Origin of the sequence: Hartmannibacter diazotrophicus (assembly GCF_900231165.1) — a bacterium.
Taxonomy (GTDB): domain Bacteria; phylum Pseudomonadota; class Alphaproteobacteria; order Rhizobiales; family Pleomorphomonadaceae; genus Hartmannibacter; species Hartmannibacter diazotrophicus.
The window spans coordinates 2,224,398-2,239,593 of sequence record NZ_LT960614.1 but is presented as its reverse complement, the minus strand read 5'-3'; the positions used below and the strand labels follow the sequence as shown (position 1 = coordinate 2,239,593).

Genomic DNA, 15,196 nt, shown 5'->3' with positions numbered 1-15,196 from the left:
TGGACCGAGCCGCTAGACCGGAAGGAAGGGCTTGAACAGCCCCAGCAGTCCCTTCGGCTCCATGCCGCCCGTGATCGCGACCAGGCAAAGGCAGTCGCTGTCCGGGTCGACCACGGGCTGATGCTCCAGTTCGGCGTCCGCCTCCTGCATATCGCCGGGGCCGTATCTGTTCAGACCGTCGAAATAGGACCCGTGCAGGATCTGCGTGAACTCCGTTCCCGAATGACCGTGCTCAGGCAACTTCGTGTTGGGCTGCACCCACAGCAGGACCACCCTGGAGGTCGCGTCCTCCGGCACGGAGACGCGGGCGTAACGCACGCCGAAGCCAAGCCAGCGCCAGCCGGTCGTCTCACGCGCGCGCAATGCCGCCGGAACGACCATGCCCTCCGGCCAACGCATCGGCTTCTTTCTTCCCGATGAAGACCGGGCGCCTGCCTTGTGCGCTTCCGCCGCCGGAACAGGCCGGTCGAGCCTTGCCAGCGCCAAGTCGAGCGCGTGATCGTCCGTGGGCTCCGGCGGCAGGTCACGCATGAGGTTGGCCGCCGCAGCCCGGAACACCTGCTCTTTGCGCCTGCAGTCGGCACAGCCCTCAAGATGGGTAGCGACCACAAGTGCCGGTCCCGCCGACAGGCTTCCTGCGGCATATCTGGCCAATGTCTGGTCGTCCGGATGCTTGCGGGCCGTCATGACATGTCACCCAGCAGGCTCTTGAGGCGACCGAGCGCCAGCCGCACGCGCGACTTCACCGTCCCCAGCGGAAGGCCGAGGTCGCGGGCGATTTCGGAATGGGTTTTTTCGCTGAAGAATGCGAGACGAACGACCTGCAACTGCTCCTCGGACAATGATTTGAGTGCGTCCCGAACCTGCTCTTCCCGCTCGGCGGTCAGCAGCAGATCATCGGCGGGCCTTGGCGCGTCCGGCTCGTCGGCCGGATCAGGTTCGACCGGCATCGAGCGCCGGTTGGCGCGCTGGTGGTCGATCTTCAGATTGCGCGCGATGGTGAAGATCCAGGTGACCGCGCTCCCCCGTTCGGGATCGAAGTAGCCGGCTTTGCGCCACACGGACAGCAACGTCTCCTGGACGAGTTCCTCCGCGACGACCGGCGAAAGGCCGCCACGCACGAGAAACGCCTTCAGCCGCGGTGCGAACTGGCGGAACAGCCGGGCATAGGCCTGCCGGTCCCGGCGCTCGGCAATGGCGATCAGGAGCGCCTGCGGATCGTCGCTGCCTTCTTCCATTTCCGTCTCGGTGGACCCCATTACAGCACAATGCCTGCGAGTGCGGGAAACACCTGCCGGTCGATCGGATCCGTGGATTTGGACAGCGACATTCATGCCCCCTTTACGCAGCAGGTCTCGTTGCGGATCACCTGAGACATCCGTGATCCATGTTGCCCGCCCTCCCGTATATCGCACGTTGGGACGTTGCTGGAACGCGCCTGAGACCAAAAGGCGCGGAAAACCCGTGGACGGGGTTGTCCGGGCCTGACGATCGTCAGGCCGACGCAACCGAAGCACCTGACAATGCGTTAGCAAGCGACAGGCGGCAGGGGGCCGGACAGAATGCTGAAAAGACGAGACGTTCACTCCGGCGCGCCGCTTTCCATCGCCGTCGTCGGTTCCGGAGTTTCCGGCCTGTCGGCTGCCTGGCTCCTGGCCGAACGTCATGACGTGACCCTGTTCGAGACCGAGGACCGTCTCGGTGGGCATAGCCATACGGTGCTCGCTGGTTCGCAACCGGTCGATACCGGGTTCATCGTCTACAACGAGCCGAGCTATCCGAACCTCACCGCGCTGTTCGACCATCTTGAGGTGCCGACGAAGGCCTCGGACATGTCCTTTGCCGTCTCCGTTGGTGGCGGGCGGCTGGAATATGCCGGCACCGACCTTGCCGGTCTGTTCGCCCAGCCGTCCAACCTGATGCGCCGGCGCTTCTGGTCGATGCTTGCCGACGTGATGCGCTTTTATCGGCAGGCGCCGCGCGACCTTCCGAACCTCGGCGACATCAGCCTTGACGACTATCTGACCCGCGAACGGTTCGGGCAGCCGTTCCGCGAGGACCATCTCTATCCAATGGCTGCTGCCATCTGGTCCACGCCCGCCGGCGAGGTCGGACGCTATCCGGCAGGCGCCTTCATCCGGTTCTGCGAAAACCACGGGCTGCTCAAGATCGCCGACCGGCCGGTCTGGCGGACCGTGACGGGCGGCAGCCGCGAATATGTGGCCCGCATGCGTGAGCGGCTCGACGACAGCATCGAGACCGGCCGGCCGGTTCGTTCCATCCGCCGTCTCGGCAACGAAGTCGAGCTCGTGCTCGACGGCGAAAGACGCCGCTTCGACCATGTCGTCCTCGCCACGCATGCCGATCAATCCCTGAGGATGCTGGCCGATCCGACCGCGGACGAGACCGACATTCTCGGCTGTTTTCGATACACGCCCAATCTCGCTTTCCTTCACAGCGATACCTCGCTCATGCCGAAGCGCCGACGCGTCTGGTCGAGCTGGAACTATCTTGCGGCGGGCAATACGGCGGAAGCGCCCTGCATCACCTACTGGATGAACCGGCTGCAGGGAATTTCCTCCGAACATCCGCTCTTCGTGACACTCAATCCACACGAGCCTCCCCGCGAGGAGAGCATCGTCTGGCACGGCATCTACGATCATCCAGCCTTCGATCTCAAAACCGATGCAGCCCAAAAGCGGCTCTGGTCGTTGCAGGGACGCCGCCGCACATGGTTCTGCGGCGCCTATTTCGGCGCAGGTTTCCATGAAGACGGGTTGCAAGCTGGACTGGCCGTTGCCGAACAACTCGGCGGTCTGCGACGGCCCTGGATCGTGCCGAACCAATCCGGGCGCATTCACGTTGATGAGGCGATGCCTATCGATCCCATGGTGCCGGCATGACGGAAAGTGCCCTTTACTGCGGAGACGTCGTTCATGCGCGGGTCCGTCCCAAGCGCCACGTGCTGCGCTATGGCGTGTTCTGGTTTCTGCTCGATCTCGACGAGTTGGACCGGATTGCCGCCCGGCTGCGTCTCTTCTCCCACAACGGGTTCAATCTCCTCAGCCTTCATGACCGGGACCATGGCGACGGAAGCGGGCGCTCCCTGAAGGCGCAGGTTGATGAGCATCTTCGCCAGACCGGCCTCGACGCGGATGGCGGGCGGGTGATGCTCTTCACGATGCCGCGTGTCTTCGGCTACGGGTTCAATCCGATCAGCGTCTACTTCTGCCATCGCCGCGACGGCGCTCTCCAGGCGATCCTCTACGAGGTGACCAATACCTTCGGTGAGCGGCACAGTTACCTTATCCCCGTCGAGGACGATCGCGGCGACAGCATCCTCCGGCAAACCTGCGACAAGGCCCTACATGTCTCGCCCTTCATGGCGATGACGATGCGCTACGCCTTCCGGGTCCGTCCGCCGGGCGAGCGCGTAGGCCTTGCCATCTCGGGTTACGACGCGGACGGCCCCCTCATCAGCACGGCGCTGACGGCCGATCGCCGTCCCCTCACCGACGGCAATCTGGCCCGAGCGCTGCTTCGCTTTCCCCTGCTCACGTTGAAGGTCATGGGCGCCATCCATTTCGAGGCGCTGCGCCTTTGGCTGAAGGGGCTCCTTTTTCATCGCAGCCCCGCGCCGCCGGATCGGCCGGTGACACTTGGCTCGCCTCTTCGCACATCTTCGCCCCAGACCGACTGAAAGGACAATCGGACGCATGACCCTCCAGGATCAAACAACGTTCCGAATGCCGAAATCGGGCGCGCGGCGGCGCGGCCTTTCCGCAATGGTTCTCCGCTTTCTCGGCAGCCGGTTGATCCGGGGCCGGCTGCATGTGGTGATGCCCGACGGCGAGCGGATCGACATCAGGGCCAAGCATCCCGGCACCGAGGCCACGCTTGAAATCCACCGATGGCGCGCCTTGCGCCGGCTTGCGATCGGGGGCGATCTCGGCCTTGCCGAAGCCTATATCGATGGCGACTGGTCGAGCCCGGATGTCTGCGCCCTGCTGACGCTCGGCGGCGAGAATATCGCCGCGCTGGACGGCCTTTATTCAGGCCTTTCGATCAGCCGGTTCGCCGACCGACTACGCCATCTCGTCAATCGGAACTCGCGCACCGGCAGCCGGCGCAACATCTCCTTTCACTATGACCTCGGCAACGACTTCTATCGCCTGTGGCTCGACGACAGCATGACCTACTCGTCGGCTCTCTTTGCATCGCCGGATATGGCGCTCGAGGCTGCACAGGAGGCCAAAATTGCCGAAATCGCGAGGCGGCTCGACCTGAAGGGCGGAGAACATGTTCTGGAGATCGGCAGCGGTTGGGGCGCGTTGGCGATCCATATTGCCCGTCTCGGCGCCCACGTCACGACCATCACGCTGTCGGCCGAGCAATACGCCCATGTCCGCGATCTCGTCGCGCGCGAGAACCTGAAGGGCTCGGTCGACGTCCGGCTGCAGGACTATCGCGACCTCGACGGGCAGTTCGACCGGGTCGTCTCGATCGAGATGCTGGAGGCCGTCGGCGAGGCCTATTGGCGCACCTATTTCGACAAACTGCGCCATTGCCTGAAGCCGAACGGCAAGGCCGTCCTGCAGGTGATCACCATCCACGAGAATCGCTACGAGGGCTATCGCCGCGGCGCCGACTTCATCCAGCGCTACGTCTTTCCGGGCGGCATGCTGCCGACGGTCCCGATCATCCGCGACAAGGCCGGCGCCTCTGGACTTGAACTGGCGGCCGAATTTCGCTTCGGCGAAAGCTACGCCCTCACGCTTTCCGAATGGAAACGGCGGTTCACGGCCCAGTGGCCGGCCATTGCCAGCCAGGGATTCGATCAAAGGTTCAAGCGCTTGTGGGACTATTACCTCGACTATTGCGAGGCTGGCTTCCGCCTCGGCCTGATCGATGTGGGCCTCTACGAATTGCGCAATCGACTTGCCTGAGTGACCTTGCCCGCCCCCGCAGTGCAGGAATGCCGACGCGCAGCAGCGACCGGTCTTGTCGTCAAATGCGGTGCAGCCTTATGCTTGTTCCTCGCCAGCCTGACCGCCTTGAAGCGTGAGGCTGGCAAGCAAGGAAGAACAAGAAACGCCGAGGAGAGACATCGGCGGACCAGTAGTGGTATACGGTATGCCATAACTGGATCAGGGATGGAAACGGCTTCACGGCAATGCGCCTCAAGATGCCGCTCAACACGATTGTTTTCACCGTGGCCGCGATGCTTGTCATCGCCGGCACCGCTGCCGTCTGCGCCATCGTCTGGCGCAACGGAGAACTCGCGTCCTTGCGCGAAACGGGCGAACACCGGCTGACCTTCGCGACGTCGCAGCTGCAGAACGAGATTTCGCGGCAAGACTACATCCATCACATCATCGCGCTCGATCCGGATGTGAAGGACGTGCTGGCGGCCTCGCCCGCGCGGCCTGGCAGTTATCCCATCCACCGCAAGCTGGCAATGATCGGTGCGGAAGCCAACACGGCGGCCATCTATGTCCTGTCGCGCAATGGAACGGTGATCGCCGCCAGCGACGATAGTTCCCCCGTCTCCGTGATCGGAACGAGTCACCTCGCCCGGCCCTATTTCCTAGGCGCATTGACAGACGGCAGCAGCGCGTTTTTCGGCATCGACCCGGCCGCCGGCCGGACCTCCTATTTTCTTGCAGAGGCCGTGCGGGATGGCGAGACCATTCTCGGGGTCACCGTGGTCAAGATCGACTTCACCGCCATCGAGGGGACCTGGGAGGCGGCGGAAGAGAAGATCGTCGTCACCGACGAAAATGGCGTCATCCTGCTCTCGGGGATCCCGGCGTGGCGCTATCGGACGCTCGCGCCGCTGCCCTCGCCCACCAAGGCGGAGATCATCTATTCCGACCGCTATCTCGGCGAAAAGCTCGACCCTCTCGCGGTGACCAAGAACGACAAGATCGGCAGGGACCGGATGATTTCCGTCGACTATGCCGGCGGCGTTTCGACCTATCTCATGCAGAGCACGCAGATGTTCGAGCATGGCCTGACGGTTCATCGTCTCGTCGACACCACGTCGCTGATCGCGACCGAGCGGGACGGCGGCATCATCGGAGCAACGCTCGCGTCGCTGCTGCTGACGCTGATCCTCTATCTGCGCCAGCGCCAGCGTGCCCTATCGATCGCGCGCCAGTCCCAGGCCGAGCTCCGGTCGGCAGTCGCGGAGCGGACGCGCGAGCTCCAGGTGGCGAATGCAACGCTGCAGTCCGAGTTCGACGACCACCGGCGCACCGAGCGCGAGTTGCGGCGCATTCAATCCGAATTGTTGCAGGCCTCCAAGATGGCGGCGCTCGGGCAAACCTCGGCCGCTCTGGCACACGAGATCAACCAGCCGCTCGGCGCGATCGCGACCTATGCGGCAAGCGCGCGGTTGCTCGACGAACGGGGCGAGAGGGCTGCGGTTCAAACCAATCTCGACGCCATATCAGGGCTCGTCGACCGGATCGCCCGCATCACCCGGAACCTGAAGCGTTTCGCCCGCAAGAGCCAGGACGATCCGGCCGTCGTATTCCGGTTGCGCGAGGCGGTGGAACGGGTGCTCGTGCTCGTCGGCCCGCAGGCGCGCGGCGCAGGCATCACGGTCGACACGCAGTTTGGGGCCGATGCGCTGATCTGCGCGCCGCCTGTGCCTGTCGAACAGGTCATCCTCAATCTCCTGCAGAATGCCATGGATGCGTTGGCAGATACGCCCGCGCCGCGGATCGATGTCGACATCACGGAAATCGACGGTCAGGCGATCCTGAGCGTCGTCGACAACGGCCCGGGGCTCGACGGCGAGGCCCTCGAACGGCTGTTCGAGCCGTTCTTCACGACCAAACCGGCCGGCATCGGCCTGGGCCTCGGCCTGTCCATCTCGCACGGGATCGTGGAGAGCCTCGGCGGCCGGCTTGCGGCAGACAATTACCCCGGCCGCGGGGCGCGGCTCGTTCTCTCGCTGCCGCTGCATGACAATTCAATCGGGCATCGGGAGGCTCTCGCCATTGCCTGACAGCCTTGAGACGATCCCGATCCTCCTCGTCGACGACGAAGAGGACATGCGCCAGTCCGTCGGCCAGTGGCTGACGCTGGCCGGCTACGAGGTCGAGACCCATTCATCCGCCGCTCCGGCCCTCCAGGCCATTGCAGGCGGGCATCCCGGCATTCTCGTCACCGATCTGCGGCTGCCGGGCATGGACGGCATGGACTTGCTGAGACGCGTGCTCGCGCTCGACGCCGACGTGCCTGTGGTCGTGATGACCGGCCATGGCGACGTCACGACGGCGGTGGAGGCCATGCGCCTCGGCGCCTACGACTTCATCGAAAAGCCCTTCGCGCCGGACCGCCTGACCGACATCGTTCGCCGGGCCTGCGAGAAACGCCGCCTAGTCCTCGACAATCGCATGCTGAGGCGCTCCGTTGCGGAGGACGCGCTCGAGGCGCGCATCGTCGGGACATCGCCGCAAGCTCGCCGGCTGCGGGCGGCCGTTGCGGAAATCGCCGCCAGCGACGCCTCCGTCGTGCTGCGCGGCGAGACGGGAGTCGGCAAGGATCTCATCGCACGATCGATCCATGATTTCGGCCGCCGCGCCCGCAATCAGTTCGTCGCCATCAACTGCGCGGCCATTCCCGAGACAATGGTGGAGAGCGAGCTTTTCGGGCATGAGGCCGGCGCCTTCACCAGTGCCGTGGCACGGCGCGTCGGCAAGCTCGAGTTCGCCCACCGCGGCACGCTTTTCCTCGATGAAATCGAGAGCATGCCGCTCGCCGTTCAGGCCAAGCTGCTGAGGGCCCTGCAGGAGCGGACCATCGAGCGGCTCGGCTCCAACCGGCAGATCGAGGCCGACACCCGAACGATCGCCGCAAGCAAGGTCGACCTTCGGCTGGCCGGCGACGAGGGCCGGTTCCGGTCCGACCTCTACTACAGACTCTGCGTGGTCGAACTGCACATTCCGCCCCTGCGAGAGCGGCCGGACGATATCGTCCTGCTGTTCGAGCATTTCGTAGCCCTGAGCTGCGAGCGGCACGGACGGGAAAAGCGACCGATCCGAGCCGCGACGCTCGCCGCTCTCAGGGCACATACGTGGCCCGGCAATGTGCGCGAATTGCGCAATGCGGCCGAACGCTATGCCCTCGGCTTCGGTGAAGCGCTGGAGCCCCAGTTGGGCCAGTCCTCGGCGGAACAGGCGGGCGGGCTTTCCCTGGCCGACCAGTTGGAGCAGGCCGAACGGCAGATCATCGAACGCTGTCTTGCGGAAACGGGCGGCAACATTGCCGCCGTCATGGACCGGCTTGGTGTTCCGCGCCGGACGCTGAACGAGAAGATGGCAAGGCTCGGCATCGACCGCAGCACCTTTGCCGGTCCCGAGCGCCAGAGCAGCACGCGGCAGGCCTGATCCGGGCGCGCGCCGCCAACCTTTCCCCATCCCCTGAAACGGACTGTCCTTCGGACCGGATGCTGCTGGTGCCGTCATCCGTGGGTGCTGACCGCACGGCCCGATGGCGTCGGCGGATTTTCGCCGATGCCCCGGCCATCGTCGGCGGAAATCCGCCGACAGACCCATGCCCCTATGAACCGGGCTCGGCCAACCTCGATAGAATTTTGAGTAATTCCAATATTTTACGGCGACATGCCTGCAATGGCCTGTCTTGGCACGAGCGTTGCCATCACGAGAGGCAATGATCCCGACCAAGCCAAGGAGACCTGCCGACCCGACACTCTCTAGACCGGACTGATGTCCCAAAAACCAAGACAAGAACGGCCCGCCAAGGCGCCTCGGTTTTGAAGAAGGAAACGCTCAAAATGTCAGCTCAAACACTTACCGCTCCGCCGGCATCCCCGACGGCCAACCGCTGGGCACAGCTCGTGACCGGCATGGTCTGCATGGTCGCCGCCGCAAACATTCAGTATTCCTGGACGCTCTTCGTTCCCGAAATCCAGGAAACGCATGGCTGGACGCGCGCCGCGATCCAGGTCGCCTTCACCATCTTCGTCGTCGTCCAGACATGGGCCTCGCCCATCGTCGGCTATTTCATCGATCGCTACGGCCCGCGCAACGTCGTGCTGTTCGGCGGTCTTCTGACCGGCACGTCCTGGGTCATCGATTCCTATGCCACCTCGCTCACCGGCTTCTACGTCGGCGCGGTCGCCGGTGGCATCGGTGTCGGCTGCGTCTACGCGACCTGCATCAACAACGCCCTGAAATGGTTCCCCGACCGCCGCGGCCTCGCGGTTGGCATGACGGCGGCCGGCTACGGCTCCGGCACCGCCCTCACGATCCTGCCGATCGCCGCCGTGATCGAGTCGAGCGGCTATCAGACGGCCTTCTTCTGGTTCGGCCTGCTGCAGGGCGCCGTCATCCTGGTCGCCTCCTTCGGCCTCAAGGCTCCGGGCAAGAACGAAGTCCAGTTCTCCAGCTCCGTGCTCCAGAGCCGGCGCGACTACACCCTCAAGGAAGCACTGCAGACCAAGGTCTTCTGGGTCATGCTGCTGATGTTCACCTGCACGGTGACCGGCGGCCTGATGGCGGTGGCTCAGCTCGGCGTCATCGCGTCCGACCTTGGGGTCAAGGAGTTCGAGGTCAACCTCTACTTCTTCGCCATGGCCGCCCTGCCCTTCGCCCTCATGCTGGACCGCATCCTCAACGGCGTGTCGCGTCCGCTGTTCGGCTGGGTGTCCGACAAGATCGGCCGCGAGAAGACGATGTTCGTCGCCTTCTCGATGGAAGGTATCGGCATCGTCGCGCTCGCCTACTTCGGTCACAACCCGTGGGCCTTCATCTTCCTGTCCGGCATGGTCTTCCTGGCCTGGGGCGAGGTCTACAGCCTCTTCTCGGCCACGGCGGCCGACACCTTCGGCAGCGCCCACATCGGCAAGATCTACGGCGTTCTCTACTGCGCCAAGGGCGTGGCCGCCCTGCTCGTCCCGATGGCGAACGTCCTGATGGAGATGACCGGCACGTGGTCGTCGGTACTCTATACGGTCGCCTGCATGGACATCCTGGCCGCCGTCCTCGCCATCACGGTGCTGAGGCCCATGCTGGTCCGGCATCACGAAGGCAACGGCGTCGAATACACCTCGAAAGTCGTGCACGCCTGATCCCGTTTCGTCCCGACGCGGCCTGAAGACCGCCCGCGGCGACACCCTGTCGGACCGGCTGATGCTTTGGCCGGTCCGTCGCTCGGAAGCCCTTCTCGTGCGGGCCTCCGGGTTTCGGCTGGATGCCTCCGGCGACCAGTCATTTCCTCCTAGACTTCAGCCCCGTCCCTCGTGGACGGGGTTTTTTCGTTTCGGACGCGGGCACTGCGGCCAACTCGCACCCGGCCGTCCCAAAAATCCATGACGCTCGTCATCCGGGACAGTGGGCTTTCCATGGCTGCCCCAATTGCGGTTCCAGGGTGACTGTCCGTGGATGGCCGCAACCTCGGCGATCCTGTTCAGCGCGTCGCGCGCCCATCACATTGCGATGGCGACGTTCCGGACCCATTGTGCCGGCGGCTCTGTGCACGAGCAGAGCCGCCGTACGAGCCGCGGTGAAGTCCTAGCAAACGCTATCTGAAATTCTAAACAGGGACGGCATTTGGGGTATGTCGCATGCGAAGCGCAACGCCCAAATGGAGCCATTTGGCGACGATCTTGGTGCCCCCGCCTTGTCTTGGCACCGCATGCAATTTCTGGAAGTCAGTGTCCCACTGTTGTTATGCCTTGCTCTCCACCGGCAACGGCCGTGAGCGTCGGATCGAGCGCAACACCACATAGAAGACCGGCGTCAGGAAGAGGCCGAAGAACGTCACCCCGAGCATGCCGGAGAAGACCGCAGTTCCCAGGGACTGACGCATTTCGGCGCCCGGCCCCGTCGCGATCATCAGCGGCACGACGCCGAGGATGAACGCAAAGGCCGTCATCAGGATCGGCCGCAGCCGCAACTGGCAGGCCTCCACTGCCGCCTCGACTGGGCTCTTCCCGTCGGCTTGAGCCTGCCGTGCAAACTCCACGATCAGGATCGCGTTCTTGGCGGCCAGACCGATCAGGACGATGAGGCCGATCTGCGTGAGGATGTTGTTGTCCATTCCGCGCAGATGCACTCCGATCAGGGCGGCGAGCACGGCCAGGGGAACGATGAGGATGATCGCGAGCGGCAGGATCCAACTTTCATATTGCGCCGCCAGTGCGAGGAAGACGAAGACGACCGAAAGAGCGAAGATATAGATCGCGATGTTGCTGGTGCTGCGCTCCTGGAGGGCCAATTCGGTCCACTCGAAGGTCGTGCCCGGCGCGAGCGTCTCGTCGGCCAGTTTCTCCATGCTTTCGAGCGCGGTGCCCGTCGCGACGCCCGGAGCCGGATTGCCCTGAACCGGCACGGAGACATACATGTTGTAGTGCTGAACAAGGGACGGACCGCTGACATCCTTGATGTCGACAAGGGTTCCGAGCGGAACGAGGGCGTTGGTCGAGGAACGGACCCTCAACCCCAGGATATCGTCGCGGTCCATCCGGAAACGCTCATCGGCCTGTGCCCGAACCTGGTAGGTTCGACCAAAGGCATTGAAATCGTTGACGTATGCAATTCCAAGGTTGTTGGACAACGTCTCGAAGATATTCGAGATCGGAACGTTCAGGATGCGGGCCTTCTCCCGGTCGACATCGAGAAAATACTGCGGGGTGGAAGCCGAGAACGTCGTGAACACGCCGGTCAGTCCCGGCGTGGCGTTTGCCTTTCCGGCCAACTGGTAGGCCAGCCCGAGGACCCGTCGCATGTCGCCGCTGTCGAGGTCCATCAACTGCATCTTGAAGCCGCCCGCATTGCCGATGCCCCGCACGGATGGCGGAGGGATCGCGATGATGAAAGCCTCCTGAATAGCCTGCATGTTCCGATAAAGGCCGCCGATGACGGCGGCCGCCGTTTGGCCATGCTCAAGCCTCTTCTCGAACGGGTCGAAGGTGGCGAAGATGACACCCTGGTTGGACGCGTTGGTGAAGGTCGCTCCGCTGAAGCCGGAGAAAGCCACGGCGTGGGCAATGCCGTCGGTCTTCAGGGCGACGTCGGTTGCCTGACGCACGGCCGCATCGGTCCGTGCCAGCGATGAGCCCTCCGGAAGCTGCACGACGACGATCGCATATCCCTGGTCCATCTGGGGAATGAACCCGCCGGGTACGATCCTGCCCATATACCAGGTGGACCCGAGCAGGCAGGCAAACACCAGCAGTCCGACGAGCAAGGCCGTGCGCGTCTGCACGAGATGCAGGACGCACCACGCATATCCGCGGCTCAGCCGGTCGAAGCCGCGGTTGAACCCATCGGCGAAGACACGAGTCATCCGCGAAATCGGATTGCCACCGCTCGCATGATTGTCATGCGGACGCAGGACGATCGCGGCAAGCGCCGGCGACAGCGTCAGAGAGTTGATGGCAGAAATCGCGGTCGCGACCGAAATCGTGACGGCGAACTGACGGTAGAATTGTCCGGTGATTCCGGGAATGAAGGTGGTCGGAACGAAGACAGCGATGAGGACCAGCGAAATCGCGATGACCGCGGCGCCGACCTCGTCCATCGTCGTGTGCGAGGCATCCCGCGGCGACATGCCTTGCGCCAGATTTCGTTCGACGTTCTCGACGACGACGATGGCATCGTCCACCACGATGCCGATCGCCAGGACAAGGCCGAACAGGGTCAGGTTGTTCAGCGAGAAGCCGAGCGCGAGCAGCATCGCGAAGGTGCCGATCAGGGAGACCGGGATCGCGACAATCGGAATGATCGCCGTCCGCCATGACTGAAGGAAGACGAGCACCACGATCGCGACGAGGATCGCCGCCTCGAAGATCGTCTTGTAGACCTCGTTGATCGACTCGGCGATGAACTCGGTCGGATTGTAGACGATTTCGTAGGAGAGGCCCGGCGGGAAGTCTTGCTTGAGCCGTTCCATCGTGGCCTGAATGCTCGCGGACGTCTCCAGTGCATTGGCCCCGGGACGGGCAAAAATGCCGAGCGCGACGGCCGGCTTGCCGTCCAGATAGCTGTTCGTCACATAGTCACGCGCGCCAAGTTCGATGCGAGCGATGTCCTGCAACTGGACGAGCCGTCCGTCGCCCGACGACTTGACGACGACGTAACGGAATTGCCTCGCATCCGAGAAGCGGCCAAGTGTCGTGACCGCATACTGGAACGCGTTTTCTCCGTTGTTGGGCGGCGCCCCGATCGAGCCGCCAGACACCTGGACGTTCTGCTCGCGAAGGGCGGCGATCACATCGCTGGCCGTCATGCCGTAGCCGGCAAGCTTTTCCGGATCGAGCCAGATTCTCAGGGAATATTCGCGCTCGCCGAAGATCGAAATGGAGCCGACGCCATCCTGGCGCACCAGAACGTCGCGTACGCGGCTGCGCGCATAGTTCGACACATAGAGCTGGTCGTAGCGGCTGTTTGGCGACAGGACGTGCACGACCATCAGAAGGTCGGGGGAACTCTTCGAGGTCGTGATGCCGGTGCTGCGAACCTCGGCCGGCAGGCGTGGCTCGGCGATGGCAACACGGTTCTGGACGAGAACCTGCGCCTGATCGAGATCGGTGCCGAGCTTGAAGGTGATCGTCAGCGCCAAAGCACCGTCGCTGGTGGAATAGGAAGACATGTAGAGCATGTCCTCGACGCCGTTGATCTCCTGTTCGATCGGCGTTGCAACGGTCGCCGCGACGGTCTCCGCATCGGCGCCGGGGTAGGAAGCCCGCACGACGATCGTCGGCGGTGCAATCTCGGGAAACTGGGCGACGGGCAATTGCGTATAGGCAATGGCGCCGAGGATCACCAGAATGATCGAGAGGACCGATGCGAAGATCGGTCGATTGATGAAGAAATGAGCGAATCTCACTGGGCGTTCTCCTCCAGGACGCTTTCTGGAGGAGCCACTTCGGCTTCCGGAGGCAACGTTACCATTTCGGCCTCGACCTTCATGCCGGGCCTCACGCGGACGAGCCCCTTCACCACGATCGTTTCGTCGCCGGTCATGCCCTCGCGAATGACGCGATAGCCGTAGAGACGTGGGCCGGGCCTCACGGGCCTCGACAGGACGGTTCCATCGTCACCGACGACATAGACGACCCGCTGGTTGAGGTCTGAACCGATGGCCTCATCGGGAACAAGGATGGCGCTATAGGTGTTCGAAGCCTCCACGGAGGCCCTTCCAAACAGTCCGGGAAGCAGGACGTAGTCCGGATTGTCGAACCGGGCCCGGAGCTGGATTGTGCCGGTCTCGTTGTCGATGCGGTTTTCGGCGAAGTCGAGCTTGCCGACGAAGGGCTCTTGCGTTGAATCGATGATCGAGACCTTCACGGGCAGGCCGCTGCTGCCCTGCTGCAGATCGCTGCCGCGGTCGCGCGCGGTCTTTGCGAAGTTGAGCATCCGCCGTTCGTCGACATTGAAATAGAAGTCGATCGGGTCCAGCGAAACGATGGTCGTGAGCACCGTGTCATTGGCCTGGACGAGATTGCCGATCGAGACCAGATGCCGGTCGATGCGACCGCCGATCGGGGCGGTGATGGTCGTGTAGTCAAGATCGAGCCTGGCGCGATCGACCGCAGCCTGAGCGCCGCGAACATTGGCTTGCGCCGTGATCCATTCGCGCCGGCGATCGTCGAGCGTCGCGGCGGACTGGGCAACGCCCGGCGCCAGCGATTGCGCCCTCTGGTACTGCGCCTGCGCATATTCCAGCGTCGAATTGGCAACGTCGAGGGCGGCCGTCGCCTCGTCGAGCGCTGCCTTGAAGGGCCTCTGATCGATGGTGAAGAGCGGATCGCCTTTTTTTACCAATGCACCGTCGACGAAGTGAATCTGGTCGAGATACCCCCCGACGCGCGCCCTGACGGACACCTCGTTGACGGCCTGGAAGCGGCCGATGAATTCGTCGTTGTCGACGACATCGCGGACGACGGGCTTTGCCACGGTGACAACCGGCGCTGCCGATTGTGCATGAGCGTCCGCCCCGAAGCTGCCTGCCAGCAGCAAGAGGACGACCATTGCTTTCCAGGATTTCATGATCACCGGCCCCCGCTTTTCCGTATTCTGGCATACCAAGGGAAGACTCTGATTGATTGTCTCACTGATCGGACGCAATTGCGAGACATCTGGATCAGCTCCGGAAATGCCAATCCTCAGAAGTGCCGTAGGCGAAAATTCAGACAGCAGAAATCCGGCCCCTGCCGGAA

10 protein-coding genes are annotated in these 15,196 nt (G+C 63.6%); 6 read left to right on the top strand and 4 right to left on the bottom strand.

The window, feature by feature from the left end; translation table 11 throughout:
• Positions 1-12: 12 nt before the first annotated feature.
• Both HDIA_RS10505 and HDIA_RS10500 read right to left on the bottom strand, forming a co-directional pair.
• Entirely contained in the window at positions 13-687 is a 675-nt protein-coding gene (locus HDIA_RS10505; RefSeq protein WP_099556116.1) for a ChrR family anti-sigma-E factor, read from the bottom strand.
• A complete protein-coding gene (locus HDIA_RS10500; RefSeq protein ID WP_099556115.1) occupies positions 684-1,238 on the bottom strand; it encodes a sigma-70 family RNA polymerase sigma factor in 555 nt (184 codons plus the stop codon). The genes HDIA_RS10505 and HDIA_RS10500 overlap by 4 nt, the downstream gene beginning before the upstream one ends.
• Before the next feature lie 324 nt (positions 1,239-1,562).
• On the opposite strand from HDIA_RS10500, the gene HDIA_RS10495 reads away from it, so the two are divergent.
• The 6 genes from HDIA_RS10495 (at position 1,563) to oxlT (ending at position 10,102) form a co-directional block, all read left to right on the top strand.
• Entirely contained in the window at positions 1,563-2,903 is a 1,341-nt protein-coding gene (locus HDIA_RS10495; protein WP_099556114.1) for an NAD(P)/FAD-dependent oxidoreductase, read from the top strand.
• Positions 2,900-3,700: a DUF1365 domain-containing protein gene (locus HDIA_RS10490; RefSeq protein WP_099556113.1), complete on the top strand. Its 801-nt coding sequence runs from the start codon at positions 2,900-2,902 to the stop codon at positions 3,698-3,700. Before HDIA_RS10495 ends, HDIA_RS10490 begins: the two co-directional genes overlap by 4 nt.
• Before the next feature lie 16 nt (positions 3,701-3,716).
• Positions 3,717-4,946, top strand: coding sequence for an SAM-dependent methyltransferase (locus tag HDIA_RS10485; RefSeq protein WP_245884233.1), 1,230 nt, complete (start codon positions 3,717-3,719; stop codon positions 4,944-4,946).
• 227 nt (positions 4,947-5,173) lie between these two features.
• Positions 5,174-7,015: a sensor histidine kinase gene (locus tag HDIA_RS10480; RefSeq protein WP_099556112.1), complete on the top strand. Its 1,842-nt coding sequence runs from the start codon at positions 5,174-5,176 to the stop codon at positions 7,013-7,015.
• On the top strand, positions 7,008-8,399 hold the full coding sequence (locus tag HDIA_RS10475) for a sigma-54-dependent transcriptional regulator (RefSeq protein WP_281259987.1): 1,392 nt from the start codon (positions 7,008-7,010) through the stop codon (positions 8,397-8,399). The genes HDIA_RS10480 and HDIA_RS10475 overlap by 8 nt, the downstream gene beginning before the upstream one ends.
• A gap of 407 nt (positions 8,400-8,806) precedes the next feature.
• Positions 8,807-10,102 (top strand): oxalate/formate MFS antiporter, encoded by a 1,296-nt coding sequence (oxlT, locus tag HDIA_RS10470; RefSeq protein ID WP_099558830.1) that lies wholly within the window; start codon positions 8,807-8,809, stop codon positions 10,100-10,102.
• 599 nt (positions 10,103-10,701) lie between these two features.
• Here oxlT and HDIA_RS10465 read toward each other — a convergent pair.
• A complete protein-coding gene (locus HDIA_RS10465) occupies positions 10,702-13,863 on the bottom strand; it encodes an efflux RND transporter permease subunit (RefSeq protein WP_099556110.1) in 3,162 nt (1,053 codons plus the stop codon).
• Complete coding sequence (locus HDIA_RS10460; protein WP_425432945.1) at positions 13,860-15,029, bottom strand: efflux RND transporter periplasmic adaptor subunit; 1,170 nt, start codon at positions 15,027-15,029, stop codon at positions 13,860-13,862. The genes HDIA_RS10465 and HDIA_RS10460 overlap by 4 nt, the downstream gene beginning before the upstream one ends.
• Positions 15,030-15,196: the final 167 nt, after the last annotated feature.